Origin of the sequence: Paenibacillus sp. Soil787 (assembly GCF_001429545.1) — a bacterium.
Lineage (GTDB): Bacteria > Bacillota > Bacilli > Paenibacillales > NBRC-103111 > Paenibacillus_E.
The window spans coordinates 147,338-167,859 of sequence record NZ_LMSP01000048.1; the positions used below are offsets into that span (position 1 = coordinate 147,338).

Consider the following 20,522-nt stretch of genomic DNA (forward strand, 5'->3'; position numbering starts at 1 on the left):
TCGCTCCTCTTCATTGCGGGTTATAAGGATAAGATTTCCTTGACAATCTCTGCGTTTTTGGCGGCATATGGCGCATCCAACATGTCTTCATGAGGGCCTGCTCCCTCATAGCTGCGGTACTGCGAAGTTGTAGATTGGTTCCACAATATGCTGCTGTTTAACTTGCCGCTTGGTTTGATTCCGTTCTGTACCAAATGGATATTCGCTTGAATGGTGCCGCTGTTTTGCAAACCGTTCAGGTAAATCATGTAACTTTTCATTTTTTGTATAACCGTGTTTTTGAAAAGTTCGTTACTTATATAAGCTTCGTACTTGGTGTTAGACTCAGCTTCCTTCACCAAAGCGTCGACCTCTTTCACCACTGTCTTTTCGGATTGACGGATGGCTTTGTTTTTCCTGGACGCATCCAGCATGATCAGATCCGAGACAGCGTATCCTTTTGCCTCCATCGTCTTCGTCAGCTCGAACATGAGATTGCCGCCAGCGGAATACCCCATAAAGACATACGGTCCTTCCGCCTGAACACTTGTCACAAGCTCGATGTAACGTTCCAGGCGATCCTCGCTCTCAATAAAATCAAGACCGTAGAGGGCATGCGAAGCGATCTGTTCCGCGAGCTCTTTAAACACAAAACCGAAGCCGCCGACCGGCGGGAAGCAGAATACATGACGATCCATTTTTCGGTTCAATAAGGTAATAGGTTTGTTAAAATCGATCCTCAGCTCTTTGGAATCCAAGTATTGAGCTATTTGTTCTACAGTCGGATGCTGGAATAAGTAATGCAGTGGCAATTCCTCCTGCATCGATTCGTAAATTCGCGTCACAAGCTGAATAGCTTTCAGTGAATGGCCGCCAATTTCGAAAAAGTTGTCGTGAACGCCAACCTGCTTCAGGCCAAGGATCTCCTGCCAAATGGCGGTGAGCCGCTCCTCCGTCGTGTTACGGGGTGTGACATACGCTGCGCGTGCCAAGGTGCTTTCATCCGGCTTCGGCAGAGTTTTTTTATCCAGCTTGCCGTTCGGTGTCAGCGGCATGGCCTCCATGCGGATGAAATAGCTCGGGACCATGTAAGCCGGCAGCTCGGAGGAGAGATACGCTCTCAGCTCAGCCATGTCCGTACTTCCGCCTGCAACAATGTAAGCGCAAAGCACCTTTTCCCCGTTCATCTCTTCCGTCACGACGACGGCTTCTTGCACATATTCATGTCTTAGGAGACCAGCTTCAATTTCTTCCAGCTCGATCCGGTAGCCCCTGATTTTCACCTGCTCGTCGAGGCGTCCAATGTACTCGATCGTACCGTCTGGCAAGAAGCGAGCAAGATCGCCCGTTTTGTACAACCGTTCACTTGTGCCTGCTAGGGATGTGAATGGATTCATCACAAATTTTTCGCTCGTCAGGTCATCACGATTCAAATACCCTCGAGCCAGACCGTTCCCCGCGATGCACAGCTCTCCAATGATGCCAATCGGCTGCAGATGATGATCGGTCTCATTCACAATGTATACTTGCGTATTTGCTATCGGACGTCCGATTGTAATGTCCTTATCCGGCGTTAGGTCTCGCAGGAATGTGGCTACGACGCTGCTTTCTGTAGGACCATATTCATTCACAAGCTCAATGTGCGGGAAAAGCTGTTTGCTGCGCTCGATCACAGGTTTATTTACTTTCTCGCCGGCAACCGTAATGATGCGCAGCGAGCCAGCATCTTCGGTGATCATGCACTCAAGGAGCGCTGCGTACAAGCTTGGCACGCTGATAAAATGCGTGACGTGATGCTCCGCGATTTGCTTTTTAATGGCAAAAGGGTCTTTCGCTTCTTCTTCCTGCGGCAGGATGACTGTGGCTCCCGCCAGAATCGGTGTGAAGAAGCTGGTCACAAAGCCATCGAAAGCAAATGAGAACAGCTGCAATACTTTATCGTTTGTACTCAGCGCATACTCCGACTTTCTCCACAAGAGATTGCCGGCAATGCTGCAGTGCTCGATCATGACGCCTTTCGGTTTACCCGTCGTACCCGACGTATAAATGATGTAGGCCAAATCCGTCAGCGCATTGACCTGCTGCAGATTGGAGCCGTCAGCAGCATAGTGCTGATCGTCGTTCAGATCCAGCCACTCCCCTGCGAAAGCGGCGTTCACTTCTTTGCTCATGCCCGCGATCAGCTGTGCCTGAGTCAGCACGATCGCGGTGCCGCTGTCCTCCAGCATGTAGCGGATCCGCTCTTGCGGATACTGCGGATCAATCGGCACATAGGCCCCGCCGGCTTTCAGTATCGCCATGATGCCGACGATCAGCTCGAGCGAGCGGTCGGCCATAATGCCTACCCGCGTCTCAGGGAGAACGCCCTTATCCCGCAGCGTTCTTGCCAACTGGTTGGCCTTCGTATTCAACTCCGCATAGGTCAGCTGCTTACCCGCACAAATGACTCCTGGTTGCTCCGGTGTTCGCGCCGCCTGCTCCTCAAACAGCCCGTGCAGCGTGTTGCCTTTAAGCACGTCATTCTGCGTTGCGTTGAAGAGTGCTAATTGCGAAAGCTCATCTTCCGTCATGAGGTCAACCTCAGCTAACAACGTATCGGGACGATCTAATAAGGTGTCGATCAGTTTTAACAAATGGCGGCCCATGCGCTCCACCGTTGCTTCGTTAAACAATTTTGTGCTGTACGCCAGATTAAATCCGATTTCACCTTCGGTCTCAACCGCTGTTAATGCGAGATCGAATTTGGCGACTTTATGCTCGAGTGGGAACGGTTTGAACTGCAGTTCGTTAAGTTCGATCTCCGCTTCATCTGTATTTTGGAAAATAAAGATCGTATCGAACAGCGGATTACGGCTTAAGTCCCTCTGCAAGCCCAAATTTTCTACCAACAGCTCGAACGGGTAGTCTTGATGCTCGTACGCCTGCAGCGAGGTTTCTTTGACTTGCTGCAGGAAGTTTCGGAACGTCAATCCTGCTTTTGGCTGATTACGCAGCGCTAACGTATTGACGAACATCCCGACGACGTTTGCCACGTCCGCATGCGGTCTGCCGGCAATTGGCGTTCCCACCACAAGATCATCCTGACCGGCATATTTGGCCAGCAGCACATTAAATGCAGCGAGCAGCACCATATACAAAGTCGTTCCCTGCGAAGCAGCCAATCGGTTCAGCAGCTCCATCCTTTTAAGGCCGGAACCGAAAACGATAAAGTCCCCTTCGAAGCTTTTCACTTGCGGTCTAGGGTAATCGGTTGCGAGATTAAGCAGCGGCACTTCGCCGGCAAACTTGCTTAACCAATACTGCTCGTGCCTCTGCATGACACCGCTTTGGAATTGTTCATTTTGCCATACTGCAAAATCCTTGTACTGGATAGTCAGCTTTGGCCGATCAGCGCCGGCATACAAGGCAGCAAAATCATTCACTATGATGCTGCTCGAGACACCGTCTGAAACGATATGATGCATATCTAAGACAAAGACATGCTGATCGTCTGTTCTTCGGATCAGAGCTGCGCGAATCAATGGCGCTTCACTTAGCTTGAACGGACGGATGATAGACTTTACAAGTTGAACGGCTGCTTCGTCTGAATTGGCCTGGAAGACCTCGATTTGAACATTCAGTTCGGCATCTGCATGCACCCTCTGCCTCGGCTCCCCATCCACGGTATGGAATGAGGTGCGGAGCACTTCGTGCCGACGAATAAGTGCCCGGTAAGCCTGCTCAAATCGCTCAAAATCCAGCTCGCCTTCGATCAGCATCACATCCGGCATGTTATAACCGATGCTGCCCGACTCAAGCTGCTGTAGGATGAACATCCGTTTTTGAGCGGATGACAGCGGGTAATATTCCTGCACTTCAGCAGGCTGAATCGAGTGGTAATTGTACGATGCGGACTGATCAATAAACTTGGCAATCTGCTGCACCGTCGGCATCTCGAACAGCATGCGCAGCGGCACCTCCACACCCGTTTCACGGTGAATCTGGGCGAGGAGCATCATTGCTTTCAGAGAATGACCGCCCAATTCAAAAAAGTTATCATGAATGCCGATCCGGCCGATTCCGAGAATATGCTGCCAGATGCCGCAAAGCTTACGCTCCGTTTCATTTGACGGTGCTGTATAATCAGACTCTTGCTGGCCGTCCGGCTCCGGAAGCGCTTTGCGGTTAATTTTACCGTTCGGTGTCAAAGGCAGCCGATCCATCTGAACAATGTAAGACGGCACCATATAGGCCGGAAGCTCCTTGCTTAAGCTTTCCTTCAGCTCAGAAGCAGGCATCAATTCATCCGAAACAAAGTACGCGCATAAATACTTTTGACTATGGGAATCCGTCCGATCGATGACTACGGCTTCTTTGATTCCCGCTTGTTTCAGCAAAATCGCCTCAATTTCGCCGAGCTCGATCCGGTAGCCTCTGATTTTAACTTGATGATCTACCCGTCCGATATATTCCAAATTGCCGTCAGGCAGGAAACGTGCCAAGTCGCCCGTTTTGTACATGCGAATACCTGTTTCGCCCCTGAACGGGTCCTCCATAAACACTTTCTCCGTTCTCTCCGGGTCATTCAAATAGCCGCGCCCAACCCCGATGCCGGACACACATAATTCACCTTGAACGCCGATCGGCACAAGCTTCATATAAGGATCAACAATGTAAACATGCAGGTTTTGCACCGGCTTGCCGATCGGTACTGTTTCCAGCTTCGGCGATTCATCCATCTCATACAACGTAATGTCGTCTGACGCTTCGGTTGGCCCGTATGCGTTGACCAGCTTCACGTGCGGATAGCGCTCGAACCATTTTCGCGCCAGCGGCGGTTTGATTGACTCCCCGGTCACGAGCACATATTGCAAGTCGGGAAGCGGAACGGCTTCCGGCAAATCCAGCATCGCGGTCATATAAGAAACGACTACCTCCAGAACCGTCGCCTTATCTTCCGCCACTTGCTTCATGAATTCACGTACATTCAACACGAGTTCATGACTATACATCGCCGTCCGTCCACCAATCACTAAGGCAGTAACTAACTGCCAGACTGAAATATCGAAGCAGTGCGGGGCATTCTGGACAATGACACTTTGTTCGTCCAGATCGAAAGCGCTGATCATCGTATCCATATGATTCAGCATACCTGCATGCTCCAGCATGGCGCCCTTCGGCTTTCCGGTAGAACCGGATGTATAAATGACATAAGCAAGGTTGCCCGATACGGGTACAGGAAGTTTGACGTTCTCATCCTCTACCTGACGGATGACCTCATCGTCCGTGTCGATCGGAATGATTACTCCGTTATAGCCTTGCTCGATTTCAGGTGTTATGTATGGCATTTCAGTCAACAGGCACACAGCGCCAGAATCGGCAAGCATATCGCGGATTCTTTGCGGCGGATAGTCCGGATCGATAGGCACATAAGTGCCGCCCGCCTTCCAAATTGCCAGGATGCACACAATCATCCTCGGTGAACGGTGCAGCAAGATGGCCGCCAAATCCTCCTGATTCATGCCTTTTAAAAGCAAGTAATGCGCTAACTGGTTTGCCCGTTCATTCAACTCGCGGTAAGTGAGGTGCGTTCCTTCGAAGCTGACCGCAATGCGATCCGGCGTTTGCTCCACTTGTTGTTCGAACAGCTGCGGCATCATCACATCCAGGTTAAACGGTTCGCTCGTATCGTTAAATACATGGATGATCTCATGCCTCTCCGCAGCGCTAAGTATATCGATCTCTGCTAGCAAGCTATCTGGGTTCGAGACGATTTGATGGAGCGCCCGCAAATAATGACCGGCTAATCTTTCCATAGTCGCCCGGTTAAATAACCGCGTGCTGTATTCCAAATTGAAACGGATTTGATCCTCTTCTTCCGTTGCTTCCATCGAAAGATCGAATTTGGCAATTCGGCTCTCTGTTTCGTAAGGCGTAAATTGGAGCCCTTCCATTTGTGCCGCCCGAACAGAAATGTTCTGCATGCTGAACATGGTGTCAAACAACGGGTTGCGGCTTAAATCGCGAGCCATGTTCAGTTTTTCGACAAGCGATTCGAAGGGATAATCTTGGTACTCGAATGCGCTGAGCGTCGTATCTTTCACCGATGCCAGAAACTGCTTGAACGTTTGCCCGCCTTCCGAGCGATTGCGCAGCGCCAGTGTGTTGACGAACATGCCAATAACCGGTTCAAGCTCCGCACGCGGTCTGCCGGCGATCGGCGTTCCAATCACGATGTCTTCCTGCCCGCTGTATTTGGACATCAGCACGTGATAAGCAGCTAACAGCACCATGTATAACGTTGTGCCAGTTTCGGCGGCAAGTCCTTTCAGCCCGTCAGCCAGCGCTTTATCGGAGCCTATAGTCATATAATCGCCTTCAAAGCTTTGAATGGAGGGTCTGGAGAAATCGGTCGGCAAATCAAGCACCGGAATTTCCCCTTCAAATTGAGATATCCAATAAGTCTCCTGCTTTTGCATGAATTCCGATTGGAAAAATTCGTTCTGCCACACAGCAAAATCTTTATAGTGAATCGAAAGCTCCGGCAATGCTTCGCCTTGATACAAACGGACGAACTCATCAACGAGGATAGCCATCGATACGCCATCGGAAATGATATGGTGCATATCGAAAAGGAATAAATGTCGTTCAGGCTGTAGATGAATCAAACCTACGTGAAGCAAAGGTGCCTTCGATAAATCGAACGGTCGGACGAACTGTTCCACCAACCGATCTACTTCCGTACTATCTTGAGCGGAATCGATATATTCAATCTCAAATTGCAGATTACGGTGTACAATTTGGACCGGTTCGCCATCTTCGACAGTGAAAGAAGTACGCAGCGATTCATGCCGTTCAACCAAACGAATGAACGACTGTTTGAATCTTTCAAGGCTCAGCTCACCTTCGATGAACATAACGCCGGGCATATTATAAGCCGTCCCGGAGCCTTCGAATTGCCCAAGAATAAACATCCGCTTCTGGGCGGAGGAAAGCGGGTAGCAGTCACGATGTTCCACTGGCTTGAGCGCCGTATATGCCTCCCTATCGGCCTGTGCGATATGCTGGGCCAGCGCCTCTATCGTCGGCAACTCGAACAGCACCCGCAGCGGCACATTCACTTGAAGCTGCTGCTTGATCCGCGCCAGCAGCGTCATCGCCTTCAGCGAGTGGCCGCCAAGCAGGAAGAAGTCGTCGCGGATACCGACCTGCGGCACGCCGAGTACGTCCTGCCAGATGACGGCGAGCCGCTCTTCCGCCTCATTGCGCGGTGCTGCATACGCTGTGCCTAGCTCCAAGCCGCCTTCCGGCTCGGGCAGCTCGCGGCGATCGATTTTGCCGTTAACCGTCAGTGGCAGCTTCTCCATCTGCACCACATACGCCGGCACCATGTAGGATGGCAGCTCCTGCGCCAGAAACACCTTTAATTCTTGCGCACCCAGCTCCGGCTCCGATACGATGTAAGCGCACAAGAACTTCTGCCCGTTCGCGTCCTCGCGTGCGATCACTACAGCATCCTTCATGGCAGGATGCTTCATGAGCTCCGTCTCGATCTCGCCCAGCTCGATCCGATATCCCCGGATCTTCACCTGCTGATCGATGCGGCCCCTATATTCAATCGTTCCGTCCGGCAGCCATTTCGCCAGGTCGCCGGTGCGGTACATCGTCTCTCCCGCTACGAATGGGTTCGGCACGAAAGTCTCGGCCGTCATCTCCGGCCGGTTCGCATACCCTCTCGCCACACCATCACCACCTACGTACAGCTCACCCGGCACACCGACTGGCTGCAGCTGGTTGTACTTGTTTACGATGTACGCCGTGGAATTACTGATCGGCCGCCCGATCGGAATGCTTCCCTCGTAATCGCGTTCGACCCTAAATGTCGTGGAGAATGTTGTGTTCTCCGTCGGCCCATATCCGTTAATCAGACGTAAATCCGGACACTTACTGCGTACGTGGTTAATGTGGCTCGGAGACAACGCGTCTCCGCCGACCAGCAGTTGGCGAACACCCGTGAACAGCTCCGCATTCTCCTGCGAAAGCTGGTTGAACAGCGGTGACGTGAGCCACATGGTCGTGATGCGGTGTTCGGCGATGAACGCGCCAAGCTGCTCACTATCTAGGATGACGCTCTTGTCGGTCAGGTAGAGCGTACCTCCATTCAGCAGCGCCCCGAAGATCTCGAACGTGATCGCATCGAAACCAAGCGCTCCTGTCTGCAGAATGCGCTCATCCGCGTTCCACTGCACGTAGTCTGTTTCTTTGACCAACCGCACAACACTGCGCTGCTCGATGAGCACCCCTTTCGGCTTGCCCGTGGAGCCGGACGTGTAGATGACATACGCCAGATCGCGCGATGAGCCGGACAGCTCCAGGTTGGAGCAGTCGTTATCATATGGGACAACCTCATCGTCAAGGATGATCACTTGAACCCAAGCAAATGCCGTTGTTTGCTGACGCAGATGTCTTTCCGTCAGGATGATACGAGCACCGCTATCTTCGAGCATGTACTTCATGCGCTCAACAGGAACATCGAGATCAAGGAGCAAGAAAGCGCCGCCTGCCTTCAGAATGCCAAGCAGGCCGACCATGAGCTCCAGTTTATGTTCCGCCATCAGACCGACGACATGATCGGGCCCTACGCCTTGTTCGATCAACGTCCGGGCTAGCCGGTTCGCTTGCTCATTGAGCTGACGGTAGGTCAGCTCTTGACCCTTCCAAACGATGGCTGGATGATCAGGGGTTTGCCGGGCCTGCCGCTCAAACAACGCAGCAATGGTCATTTCGCTCGGGTAATTCGTATGCGTATCGTTGAAATCAGCCAAAATTTGTCTTCTTTCTTCCTCTGTGAGCATGTCGAGCTCCGCCAGCTTCCTCTCCGGTTCCTGCACAATGGATTCGAGCAGTACGAGGTAGTGTCGGCCCATTCGCTCGACGGTTTCCCTTTCAAAAAGATTCGTGCTGTATTCGATATGAACCGTCAGACCGTTCGCCGCTTCCTTCGCTTCCAAGGACAGATCGAATTTGGAAATGTAATTCTCAACCGCGTACGGCTCAACCTGCAGCTCTTCGAATCCAGCTTCCTGCACATCGATATTTTGCACCATGAACATCGTGTCAAACAGCGGATTGCGGCTTATATCGCGCACGATGTTCAGCTTTTCGAGCAATGACTCAAACGGGTAATCCTGATGGGTGTAGGCCATCATCGCGCTGAGCCTGACTTCCGCCAAAAACTGCTTAAAGGTTTTATGGCCCTCGGGCTTGTTTCTCATCGCCAGCGTGCCGACAAACATGCCAAGGATGCCTTCCACATCGGCATGGGATCTTCCAGCTGTCGGCGTGCCGACAATGATGTCTTCTTTTCCGGAATATTTGGAAAGTAAGACGTTATAGGCGGCAAGCAGCACCATATAGAGCGTTGTTCCTGTTTCCGAAGCGATGCGCTTTATGCCTTCCAAAATCCGTTTATCCGCCTGCAGCGATAAATGATCGCCCTCAAAGCTTTGCACCGCAGGTCTCGCATAATCGGTCGGCAGCTCAAGCTGCGGCAGCTCCCCTTCAAACAAGTCAAGCCAGTAGGCTTCCTGTTTTTTCAGTTTCTCACTGTGCAGACTATCGTGCTGCCATGCGGCAAAATCTTTATACTGAACGGAAAGCTCCGGCAGTGCTGCCCCATGATACAATTCTGTAAATTCTTTGACGAGGATCGACATGGACACCCCGTCCGAAATGATATGGTGCATATCACACATGAAGATGTGATGATCGTCGGCAAGCTGAATCAACCCTACGCGGAGCAGCGGAGCATACTTCAAATCAAACGGCTGAATAAAGGAACGGATTAACGCCTCGACCTCGACTTGATATGGCTCTCCCTCATCAACCTTCGTATAACGGATCTCAAACGGAACAGATGCGTGTACTCTCTGAAAAGGCTCTCCATTTACCGTTTCGAACGATGTTCGCAGCGTTTCATGGCGTTCGATCAATCGGAGGAACACCTGTTCCAAGCGGTTTCTATCCAGCTTCCCTTTCAAAGTGAACAAGCCGGGCATATTATAGCCTGTGCCTGATCCCTCAAATTGATGGATGATGAACATCCGCTTTTGTGCCGAAGAAACAGGATATACATCCTGCTGCGGTGCTGGGCGAATCGCCGAGTACCCGTCGCTTTCTACACCGATAGCCTCTATATAACGAGCTACCGCTTCAATATTCGGCGTCTCGAACATCAAGCTTAACGGAACTTCCACATCGTACGCTTTGTGCATCGCTGTGATGAGCGACATCGCCTTCAGCGAATGCCCGCCCAGCGCGAAGAAATCGTCCAGCACCCCGACCTGCCCGCGGCCGAGCACGTTCTGCCAAATTCGCGCGAGACCCGCTTCCAGTTCTGTTCTTGGCACTACGTAAGCCGTGCCCGAGTCCAGCCCCCCTTCCGGCTTCGGCAGCGCTTTGCGGTCGATTTTGCCGTTGGCGGTAAGCGGGATTCGATCCAGCTTCACAAAATGCGACGGGATCATGTACGCCGGCAAATCGCTGCCAATATGCGCCCTAAGCTCGGACACCGTCAGCTCCCCGTCTGCGATGAAGTAGGCGCACAGGAACTTCTGCCCCTGTTCGTCATCCTGTGCCAGCACCGTCGCTTCTTTAATCCGCTCATGCTTCAGCAGCTGTGTTTCGATCTCGCCGAGCTCGATGCGATGCCCACGAATCTTCACTTGATGGTCGATTCGTCCAAAGTATTCCATCTCGCCGCTGGGCAGCAGACGCGCAAGGTCGCCGGTTCGATACAACCGTTCCTCTGGTTTGTAAGGATTCGCGATGAACCGCTCAGCCGTCAGCTCCTCTCGGTTCAAATAACCGCGGGCGACGCCGTCCCCACCTACGTACAGCTCTCCGACGACGCCGATCGGCACCAGCCTGCGCTGCGCGTCGAAGATGTAGCTCGTCAGCGTCGGAATCGGACGGCCGATGTTGCTCAGGTTCGTTTCGATTTCGCGATCCGTTATTTCTTTATAGGTTTTATAGGTAACATGCACGGTCGTTTCCGTAATCCCGTACATATTGATCAGCAGCGTATCCGGGTATTTCATCTTCCACGGCTTCAGCATGACCGGGTTCAGCGCTTCCCCGCCGAAGATGACGCATCGGACGGCAAGACCCTTGCCCGCCTGCTGCAGCTCCTCTTGGATCAGCGTGTAGAACGCGGTCGGCGTTTGATTTAGTATCGTCACTTGCTCCTGCCGCAGCAGCTGCGCGAATGCTTTTGGGTTTTGTGCTGTTGTCTTCGGCACAACCACACACCTGCCGCCGTACAGCAGCGCCCCGTACATTTCCCAGACGGAAAAATCAAAGCAGAAGGAGTGAAATACGGTCCACACGTCGCGTTCGCTGAAATCGAATTGGAGCCGATCATGAACGAGCAAACGCACGACATTCTGATGCTCGATCATAACGCCCTTCGGCTTGCCGGTCGTGCCAGACGTGTAAATGATGTAGGCCATATCGTGCGGCCCATTCACCGGTTCCAGGTCAGCAGAATCCCAGGCGTACAGCTCATCATCGCTCATATCGAGTACAATGCCGTCATAAGGTACTTTTCCGGCTAGATGCGGCTGCGTCAGAAGGACGCGGGCCCCGCTGTCCTCCAGCATGAACTGCGTGCGCTCCTGCGGATAGTCCGGATCGAGCGGCACATAGGCACCTCCGGCTTTGAGCGTCGCAAGGATGCCAACGAGCATATCGAGCGAGCGCTCGACAAGCAGGCCTACTCTAACGTCCGGCCATACTCCGTAGCTGCGGAGGTTGCGGGCGAGGCTGTTGGCGCGTTCGTTCAGCTGGCGATACGTCAGCCGTTCCTCGCCGCAAGATACAGCGATGCGCTCCGGCGTCCTTTGCACCTGCTCCTCGAACAAACCGTGTATTGTTTGACCCTGCGGGAACGCCGCCCCGGTCTGGTTGAATTCGTCCAGCAGCGTCATTTTTTCAGCCTCGGATACAAGCTCGCGCTCCGCCAGCCTGCGGTCCGGCTCGTTCAAAGCCGACCGCAAAAAATCAAAGAGGTGAAACGTAATTTGCTTCATCAAAAATTCGCTATACAGACCGGTGTTGTATTGGACAACCAGTTCAACCTGCTCCTCGGCTTTTGAGAACTGGAAGATAACATTGGATTCGACATGATTGGCGATGCTGCGGTCATGAATGTTATCGAGCAAAACGAGCGTAGGCAGGAAAGGTTTGTCTCCGTTCCCTCTCGGCAGGTCGAGCAGCTCCGCCAATTTCGCATACGGATAATTTTGATGCTCGTTCGCAGATAGGATGGTTTCTTTTACAGCTGTCAGCCATTGCTTGAACGTGCAGTTATCCTGGTTGAAGGCCGTTTGCAATAGCAGCAGCGAGTTCACCAGCACCGCATTTTGCTTGTTTTGCTTGTTTTGCTTGAAAACAGGCATGCCGACGATGATCTCCGATTGGGACGTATACCGATGCAGGATGTATGTAACCCCAGACAAGAGAATCATATAAAGAGCAAAATCGGACTTACTCGTGATTTGCTGCAGCTTTTGCGAGAGCTCTGACGGAAAGTCATATTTCATCGCCGACATTTTGTCGGGAAGAGCAGTTGATCGATCAGCATCCCTCGGAAATTCCGAAAGCACGATTTCACCCTGCAGCTTGTTCAGCCAATATTGCTGCTCTTTCTCAAATTGACCGCCGGCAAGCATCATATTTTGCGAATATTTATCGATCATGAGCATCCTCCTGAGAGTTGAAAACTGACTTCGTAAGCATTGGCCCAGCTAAAATAGAAACTCCACAGCCGCATCCAGCACATTTTCCAACTTGTCGAAGTGCGCAAGTGTGATGTCTCTCAACAAAATGTCCGGATTTTCCGTAACCTGCTGCAACAACGCTTGATAATCAGTCATCATCCGTTCAATCGTCTCTTTATTAAACAAATGGATGGCGTATTCCGCATGGAGCACAATCTCATTCTCATCCTCAATCGCTTTGACGGACAAATCGAACTGGGCGATTTTGTTTTCCCTTTGGTAAGGCTCAAATCTAAGACCGGCAAACTCCGAAGCTTTCATTTCCTGATTCTGCACACTGAAGACCGTATCGAAGAGCGGATTTCGGCTTAAATCTCTGCGCAGCTCCAATTGATCAATTAGCGTCTCCAGCGGGTAATGCTGGTGCTCCAGGGCAAGCAATGAACTACGCTTCACTTCCTCCAAAAACTGCGCGAACGTTTTGCCGCTTTCCGGCTGGCTGCGAATAGCGAGCGTATTAACGAACATACCGAGAATGTTCTCCGTTTCAGTAAGCGGCCTGCCCGCTACCGGTGTTCCAACGATTACATCCGTCTGCCCGCTGTATTTGGAAAGCAGCACTTGATACGCAGCAAGCAGCACCATGTAAAGTGTGGCTCCATATTCGGACGCTTTCATGTGAATTTGATCGCGCAATGGCTGGCCTAACCTCACGGTGAGCGCATCCCCTTTAAAATTTTGCACGGCTGGTCTCGGATAATCGGTCGGCAGCGCCAACACCGGAATTTCGCCGGAGAACGTCTCAAGCCAGTAAGCTTCATGGACACGCATCGACTCGGAAGAGATCATGCTGTTCAGCCAAACCGCGAAATCCTTATAATGAACCGTTAATTCAGGCAGAACATCCCCGTGATACAGACTAGCAAATTCATGCAACAAAATGCCCATCGACACGCCGTCGGATACAATGTGGTGCATATCAAACAGCAGTAAATAGCGCTGAGCACTTACATGTACGAGCTTGACTCGCAGCAGCGGTGCCTTTTGCAAATTGAATGGCTGTACAAACTCCGTAACAATGGAATCTAGCCCATCCTCAGTGCTTCTGGCGTACTCAACCTGAAAATCAACATCCGTATGCACGATCTGCACCGCTTCGCCGCTAACCGTCTCGAACGTCGTACGCAGCGATTCGTGCCTTGCGATCAAGCGCCGGAACGTTTGCTCGAATCTCTCCAGATCCAATTCACCTTCGATGAACATGACGCCTGGAATGTTATAGCTCGTACCCGAGCCTTTAAATTGGCTCATGATAAACATCCGCTTCTGGGCGGAGGAAACCGGGTAATAGTCGCGCGGCTCCACCGGCTTTAATGCCGTATACGCCGCCTTATTAGCCTGTGCAATCTGCTGGGCAAGCACCTCTATCGTCGGCGACTCGAACAGCATCCGCAGCGGCACATTCACTTGAAGCTGCTGCTTGATCCGCGCCAGCAGCGTCATCGCCTTCAACGAGTGGCCGCCGAGCTGGAAGAAATCATCGCGGATGCCGACCTGCGGCACACCGAGAACATCCTGCCAGATGACGCATAGCAGCTCTTCAGCCATATTGCGCGGCGCGGCATATTCTGCGCCAAGTCCCAAGCCGCCCTCCGGCTCAGGCAGCTCGCGGCGATCGATTTTGCCGTTAGCGGTAAGCGGCAGCTTCTCCATCTGCACCACGTACGCCGGCACCATGTAGGATGGCAGCTCCTGTGCCAGAAACGCTTTTACTTCCGGCGCACCCAGCTCCTGCTCCGCCACGACGTAGGCGCACAAGAACTTCTGCCCGTTCGCATCCTCACGTGCGATCACTACGGCATCCTTCATGATGGGATGCTTCATCAGCTCCGCCTCGATCTCGCCCAGCTCGATCCGGTACCCCCGGATCTTGACCTGCTGATCGATGCGGCCTCTATATTCAATCGTCCCGTCCGGCAGCCATTTCGCAAGGTCGCCGGTGCGGTACATCGTCTCTCCCTCTTTGAATGGGTTCGGTACGAAGGTCTCGGCCGTCAGCTCTGGACGGTTCGCGTACCCTCGCGCCACGCCATCACCGCCGACGCACAGCTCGCCCGGCACGCCGATTGGCTGAAGTTGGTTATACTTGTTCACGATGTACGCTGTCGAATTGCTGATCGGCCGCCCAATCGGAATGCTTCCCTCGTAATCCCGTTCAATCAAAAATGTCGTGGAGAACGTTGTATTCTCTGTCGGACCATAGCCATTAATCAGACGCAGTCCCGGACACATATAGCGCACATGATTAATGTGGCTCGATGTCAACGCGTCTCCGCCAACCAGCAGCTGTCGCACACCCGCGAACAATTCCGCATTCTCCTGTGAAAGCTGGTTGAAAAGCGGTGAAGTGAGCCACATGGTCGTGATTCGATTGTCGGCGATAAACGCGCCAAGCTTTTCGCTATCCAGAATAACGCTCTTATCAGCCAGATACAGCGTACCTCCGTTCAGCAGTGCGCCAAAGATTTCAAACGTAACAGCATCGAAGCCAAGCGCGCCTGTCTGCAGAATGCGATCATCTTCGCTCCACTGGACGTAGTTCGTCTCCTTCACCAGCCGTACGACGCTTCGCTGTTCAATAAGCACGCCTTTCGGCTTACCAGTAGAGCCAGACGTGTAGATTACGTAAGCCAAATCTCTCGGAGACCCAACTGGCTCCATGTTCTCTTTATTTCTGCCGTCCTCATACAGATCTGCTTCATCGAGGTCGATCACTTGTTCAGCGAGCGCAGCCTGTGCCATCCAGTACAATTTCCGCTGCGTCAGTACGATGCGGGCGTCACTATCTTCGAGCATAAATCTGATCCGTTCTGCAGGCATCTCTAGGTCAAGCAGCAAATAAGCGCTGCCCGCCTTCAAAATGCCCATCAAGCCGATCATCAGCTCGATCGAACGATCCGCCAATAGGCCAACGACAGTGTCTGAGCCAACACCCTGCTTCCTAAGCTCGCTTGCAAGCAGATTCGCCCGTTCATTCAGTTCACGATAAGTGAGCTGCTTGCCCTCATAGACGACAGCCGGATGATCCGGCGTCAGCGCAGCCTGCTTCTCAAACAGCGTCGCGATCGTCTCGCTGTTCGGATAATCAGAGCTTGTATGGTTGAATTCTTGGACGATTTGCCATGCTTCCTCATTAGGTACTATGCTTAGCTCCGCCAACGTCAGATCCGGGACTAATACGATTCTTTCTAACAAGCATACGAAATGGCGCGCCATCCGCTCCGCTGTCTCCATCGCAAACAAATTCGTGCTGTAATCCAGCTGGAACTCCAAATTTCCCGCTCCTTCACGTACTTCCAGCGTCAGATCGAATTTGGCGATGCCGCTTTGCCATATGTGCGGTGTAAAGGTCAATTCCCCAAAGCCTGCTCCGCCCTCTTGGCCTAGTCCTGGATCGATGCTCTGCATGCTGAACATCGTATCGAACAGAGGATTGCGGCCGGGATCGCGCCGAATATTCAACTGCTCCAGCAGCTTATCAAACGGATACTCCTGCGCTTCAAATGCTTGAAGGGCATACTCCTTTACTTCCGACAAAAAGCTGTTGAATGTTTTGCCGCCTTCCGGACGGCTTCGCAGCGCCAGCGTACCCACGAACATCCCGACGACATGTTCTAGTTCAGCCTGAGAACGGCCGGCCGTCGGCGTTCCTACAACGATATCTTCCTGGCCGGAATACTTGGAAAGCAGGACATTATAAGCAGCAAACAAAACCATGTACAGCGTTGACCCGTTTTCCGCAGCCAAACGTCTTAATGAGCCTAGCAATTCCGAATCAACTTCAAAGCGTATATGGTCACCCTCGAAGCTCTGCACCGCAGGACGCGGGAAGTCAGACGGAAGCTCCAGCTGCGGCAGCTCGCCAGCATACGAATTCAGCCAGAACGCTTCTTGCTTGCGAAGTGATTCACTTTCCAGCTGAGCCTGCTGCCAAACCGCGTAGTCTTTATATTGGATGGACAGCTCAGGCAAAGTACCGCCGCCATACAGCTGCACAAACTCCTTCACGATGACGGACATCGATACGCCATCTGAGATAATATGATGCATGTCGTACATGAACAAATACCGCCGTTCCTGCAGCTCTACAAGCGCGACACGGATCAATGGCGCCTTTTGCAGATCGAAAGGACGCATAAAACGCTCGACCAGGCTTTCAATGACTTTATTCTCTGCCGCCAAATCCTCGGTGTCTTCAGACAGTCGTGAGAATTCTACTTTGAATTCGACGCTCTCATGAATCTTCTGAACCGGCTCCCCATCGATCAACGCAAAGGAAGTACGCAGCGCTTCGTGTCTTTGAATAAGGCGAGCGAAAGTTCCCTCGAACAAGTCGCGGTCTAACTCGCCGCAGACGATAAACACGCCGGGCATATTGTAGCCTGTGCCTGCATCATCCAAATCCTGCAGCACAAACATCCGCTTTTGTGCGGAGGAAACCGGATAATACGGCTTTTTCCCCGCTGGTTGGATCGCTTTACGGACATCCTCCTCCGCCTCGCGGATCTTGCGTGCCAACCCTTCCGCCGTAGGCGATTCAAACAGCTCGCGCAGCGGGATGTTGACGCTGAAATGCTTGTTCAAGCGCGACATCAGCGTCATGGCCTTCAGTGAATGTCCGCCGAGACTGAAGAAATTGTCATGAATGCCGATGCGGGCAATCCCCAGCACTTCCTTCCAAATCGTGATAAGAGCTTCTTCCACGACATTGGTCGGCGGTACGTACTCCGTCCCCGTTACGAACTCCCCATCAGGCTCAGGCAGCGCTCGACGGTCTGTTTTGCCGTTCGGTGTCACAGGCAGCTTACCCAACTCCATAAAGAACGACGGAATCATGTATTCCGGCAGTTCTTTAAGCAAATACGCCCGCAGCTCTTGCGAATGGAGCGGTCTCTCTGACACGTAATAAGCGCACAAGTAGGTTCCTCCCTGTGCATCTTTCCGGTCCAAAACGGCTGCAGCCGTCACCGAAGGATGATTCAACAGCTGTGATTCGATTTCGCCAAGCTCAATGCGGTGTCCACGGATTTTTACTTGATGGTCGATACGCCCGAGAAACTCGAGGTTGCCGTCCGGCATCCACCGTGCCAGATCGCCCGTTCGATACATGCGTTCGCCCATGCGGTACGGATTTTGCATAAACTTTTCCGCTGTAAGCTCATCGCTGTTCCTGTAACCGCGCCCCACATTATCGCCGGCTATGAATAATTCTCCCGGTGCGCCGAACGGTTGAAGCTGCAATCCGTCATTCAAAAGATAGATGCCATTGTTCGCAATCGGCCGTCCAATCGAAGGCAGCTCAGGAATGTCTCCGTTTGGCTCCATCTGAAAGATGGTGACGACATGGGTCTCCGACGGACCGTAATGGTTATGTAGTTTCACGCCATTTTTTTGCAAAAAGGAACGAAGCTGATTCGTGACCACCAGCTGCTCGCCGGCGGTAATGATATGCCGTACACAAGACGGAAAGCGGCTTGCGTATTCTTGCTCGTTAAATATAAATTTCAAGAAGGAGACTGGAAGGAACAAGACTTCAATCTGCGCCTCTTCCACGATATGAAGCAGCTTGTGCACCTCTCGCTTCGTATCTCCGTCGATCAGATATAATTTCCCTCCCGAACACAATGTAGAAAAGATCTCCTGGTAGCACACATCGAAGCTCATCGTTGTGTACTGCAGAACGGTGCTGCCGTAATTGACATTGTCGTGGCGGAAAACATGATGAAGCAGGTTGACCATATTGCGATGCTCAAGCATGACACCTTTCGGCTTGCCTGTCGTACCTGACGTATAAATGATATAGAATAGATCATTGGTGCTGCTGCTTAATTCCAGATTGCTGCTCTCCGAGTCGTATGTGATGTTATCGCTCGAAATATCGATGATTTCCCCGCCAAAAGCTACTTTTCCGTATAAATGGCTTTGTGTTAGCAAAATGACTGCACCGCTGTTGTGAAGCATATAATTGACGCGTTCCTCCGGCAGCTCCGGATCGATCGGCACATAAGCGCCTCCCGCTTTGAGAATCGCCAGAATCCCGACTACCAAATCCGGCGAACGTTCCACCATAATCCCGACAGCCTGATCCGCTCCAACATTTTTGCCATGAAGCGTTCTGGCTAATCGGTTGGACCTTTCGTTCAATTCACGGTACGTCAACTGCCGCTCCCCGAATACAACGGCCACGCTATCTGGCGTTTTCTCCGCCTGCTCCTCAAACATACGATGAACCGTCAAATGGCTTGGAACTTCTTCCCTTGTATCATTTAGCTGCAGAAGAAGCTGCTTTTCTTCATCGGCGACCATAACAAGATCCCGCAGGCGCAGCTCCGGATGTTCTACGATCTTCCGTGCGACGGTGTTCAAATGCCCTTCGATGCTCCGCAGAAATTGAATGTCGTACACGTTCGCGTTATAGTTCAGGCGCACCGCCAGCTCCCGGCCTGGCATAACTAACAAGTTCAAATTGTAGCTCGTCTGCTCGATCATGCTCACATCCGTTGCTTCAAATCCCAATTGGCTTTCGAGGGACCCATTTTGCACAGACTCCTCCACCGGATAGTTTTCGAAAACGAGAATATGATCGAACAGATTACTCTTAAGCACGCTTTGCGCCTGAACCTCAGCAAGCGGCAAGTAAGTGTAGGATTCAGCAGCCAGCGCACCCAGCTGCACACTTTGCAGCACATCCGAGAATGATTGATCCGCTGACGACTTCACGCGTACCGGAATCGTATTAATGAACAAGCCGACCATTTTCTCAATACCGGCAACCTGCGACGGCCGGCCGGAAACGACGGAACCAAATACGACATCATTGGCATGACTGTACCTTTGCAGTACGATGCCCCAGATCGTCTGAAACACCGTGTTCAACGTTACCTGATGCTTGCTTGACAGCTGCTGCAGCTTCGCAGTCAGCTTCTCATCGAACCGGATCGTCAGCTCTTCCTGCTTATATCCGAGTCCGGCAATACCCGCAACGACAGCTGTCTTCTGGGGCACGGACGCCAGTTGTTCATATCCAGACAGCGCCTCAGCCCAAAAGCGTTTCGCTTCTTCCTTGTCCTGGCGTTCCAGCCATTTGATGTAGTCGCTGTATGGATACGTCCTTTCTAACTGGATCGGCGCTTGTTTCCGCAAGGAGGCATAGATTTGGAACAGTTCGCCGACGATGATTCCGAGGCACCATCCGTCCATCAGAATGTGATGATGGCTCCAAAAGATTTGATATTCGGACTCATCCGTCTGAATAATGGAGACTCGCATCATCATGTCCTTGGACAGATCGAATCCCCGCTCCAGATCTTCCTGTTTAAACCGCTCTACAAATAGCCCGCGTTCCTGTTCAGGCAAACTGCTGACATTTTCAAAATGAACCTGAATCTGACGCTCTTTCAGCACAACTTGCACGGGACGTTTCACTTTTTCATAAAGGAACACGGTGCGAAATACATCATACCGCTGAGCGATCCGGTTTAAGCTGACCGAAAACAAGCCAATATCGAGCGTCCCTCGTACGCGGATGGACATTTGTTCGAAGTAAGCATTCGATTGGCCCTGCTCGAGCAAGTAATGAAACAGCATCCCTTCCTGCATCGGGGATAAAAAATACATGTCTTGGACGTGTTCTTTTTTAAATTGGCTCATACAGCGGCTTCTCTCCTTAGAATTTACATTAGCAACGTAAGCATTTGCTATGCGATCATTTCGCTCATCTCGGCA

2 protein-coding genes are annotated in these 20,522 nt (G+C 52.0%); both read right to left on the reverse strand.

The window, feature by feature from the left end:
* Positions 1-20: 20 nt before the first annotated feature.
* Positions 21-12,716 (reverse strand): non-ribosomal peptide synthetase, encoded by a 12,696-nt coding sequence (locus ASG93_RS32950; RefSeq protein ID WP_056839300.1) that lies wholly within the window; start codon positions 12,714-12,716, stop codon positions 21-23.
* A 48-nt stretch (positions 12,717-12,764) separates the two neighbouring features.
* Positions 12,765-20,447 carry an amino acid adenylation domain-containing protein gene (locus ASG93_RS32955; protein ID WP_056839303.1) on the reverse strand — a complete coding sequence of 2,561 codons (7,683 nt, stop codon included), beginning with the start codon at positions 20,445-20,447 and terminating at the stop codon, positions 12,765-12,767.
* Positions 20,448-20,522: the final 75 nt, after the last annotated feature.

Coding starts and splice junctions, on each gene's coding strand:
- ASG93_RS32950 (WP_056839300.1), bottom strand. CDS start 12,716: ATGATCGATAAATATTCGCAAAATATGATGCTTGCCGGCGGTCAATTT.
- ASG93_RS32955 (WP_056839303.1), bottom strand. CDS start 20,447: ATGAGCCAATTTAAAAAAGAACACGTCCAAGACATGTATTTTTTATCC.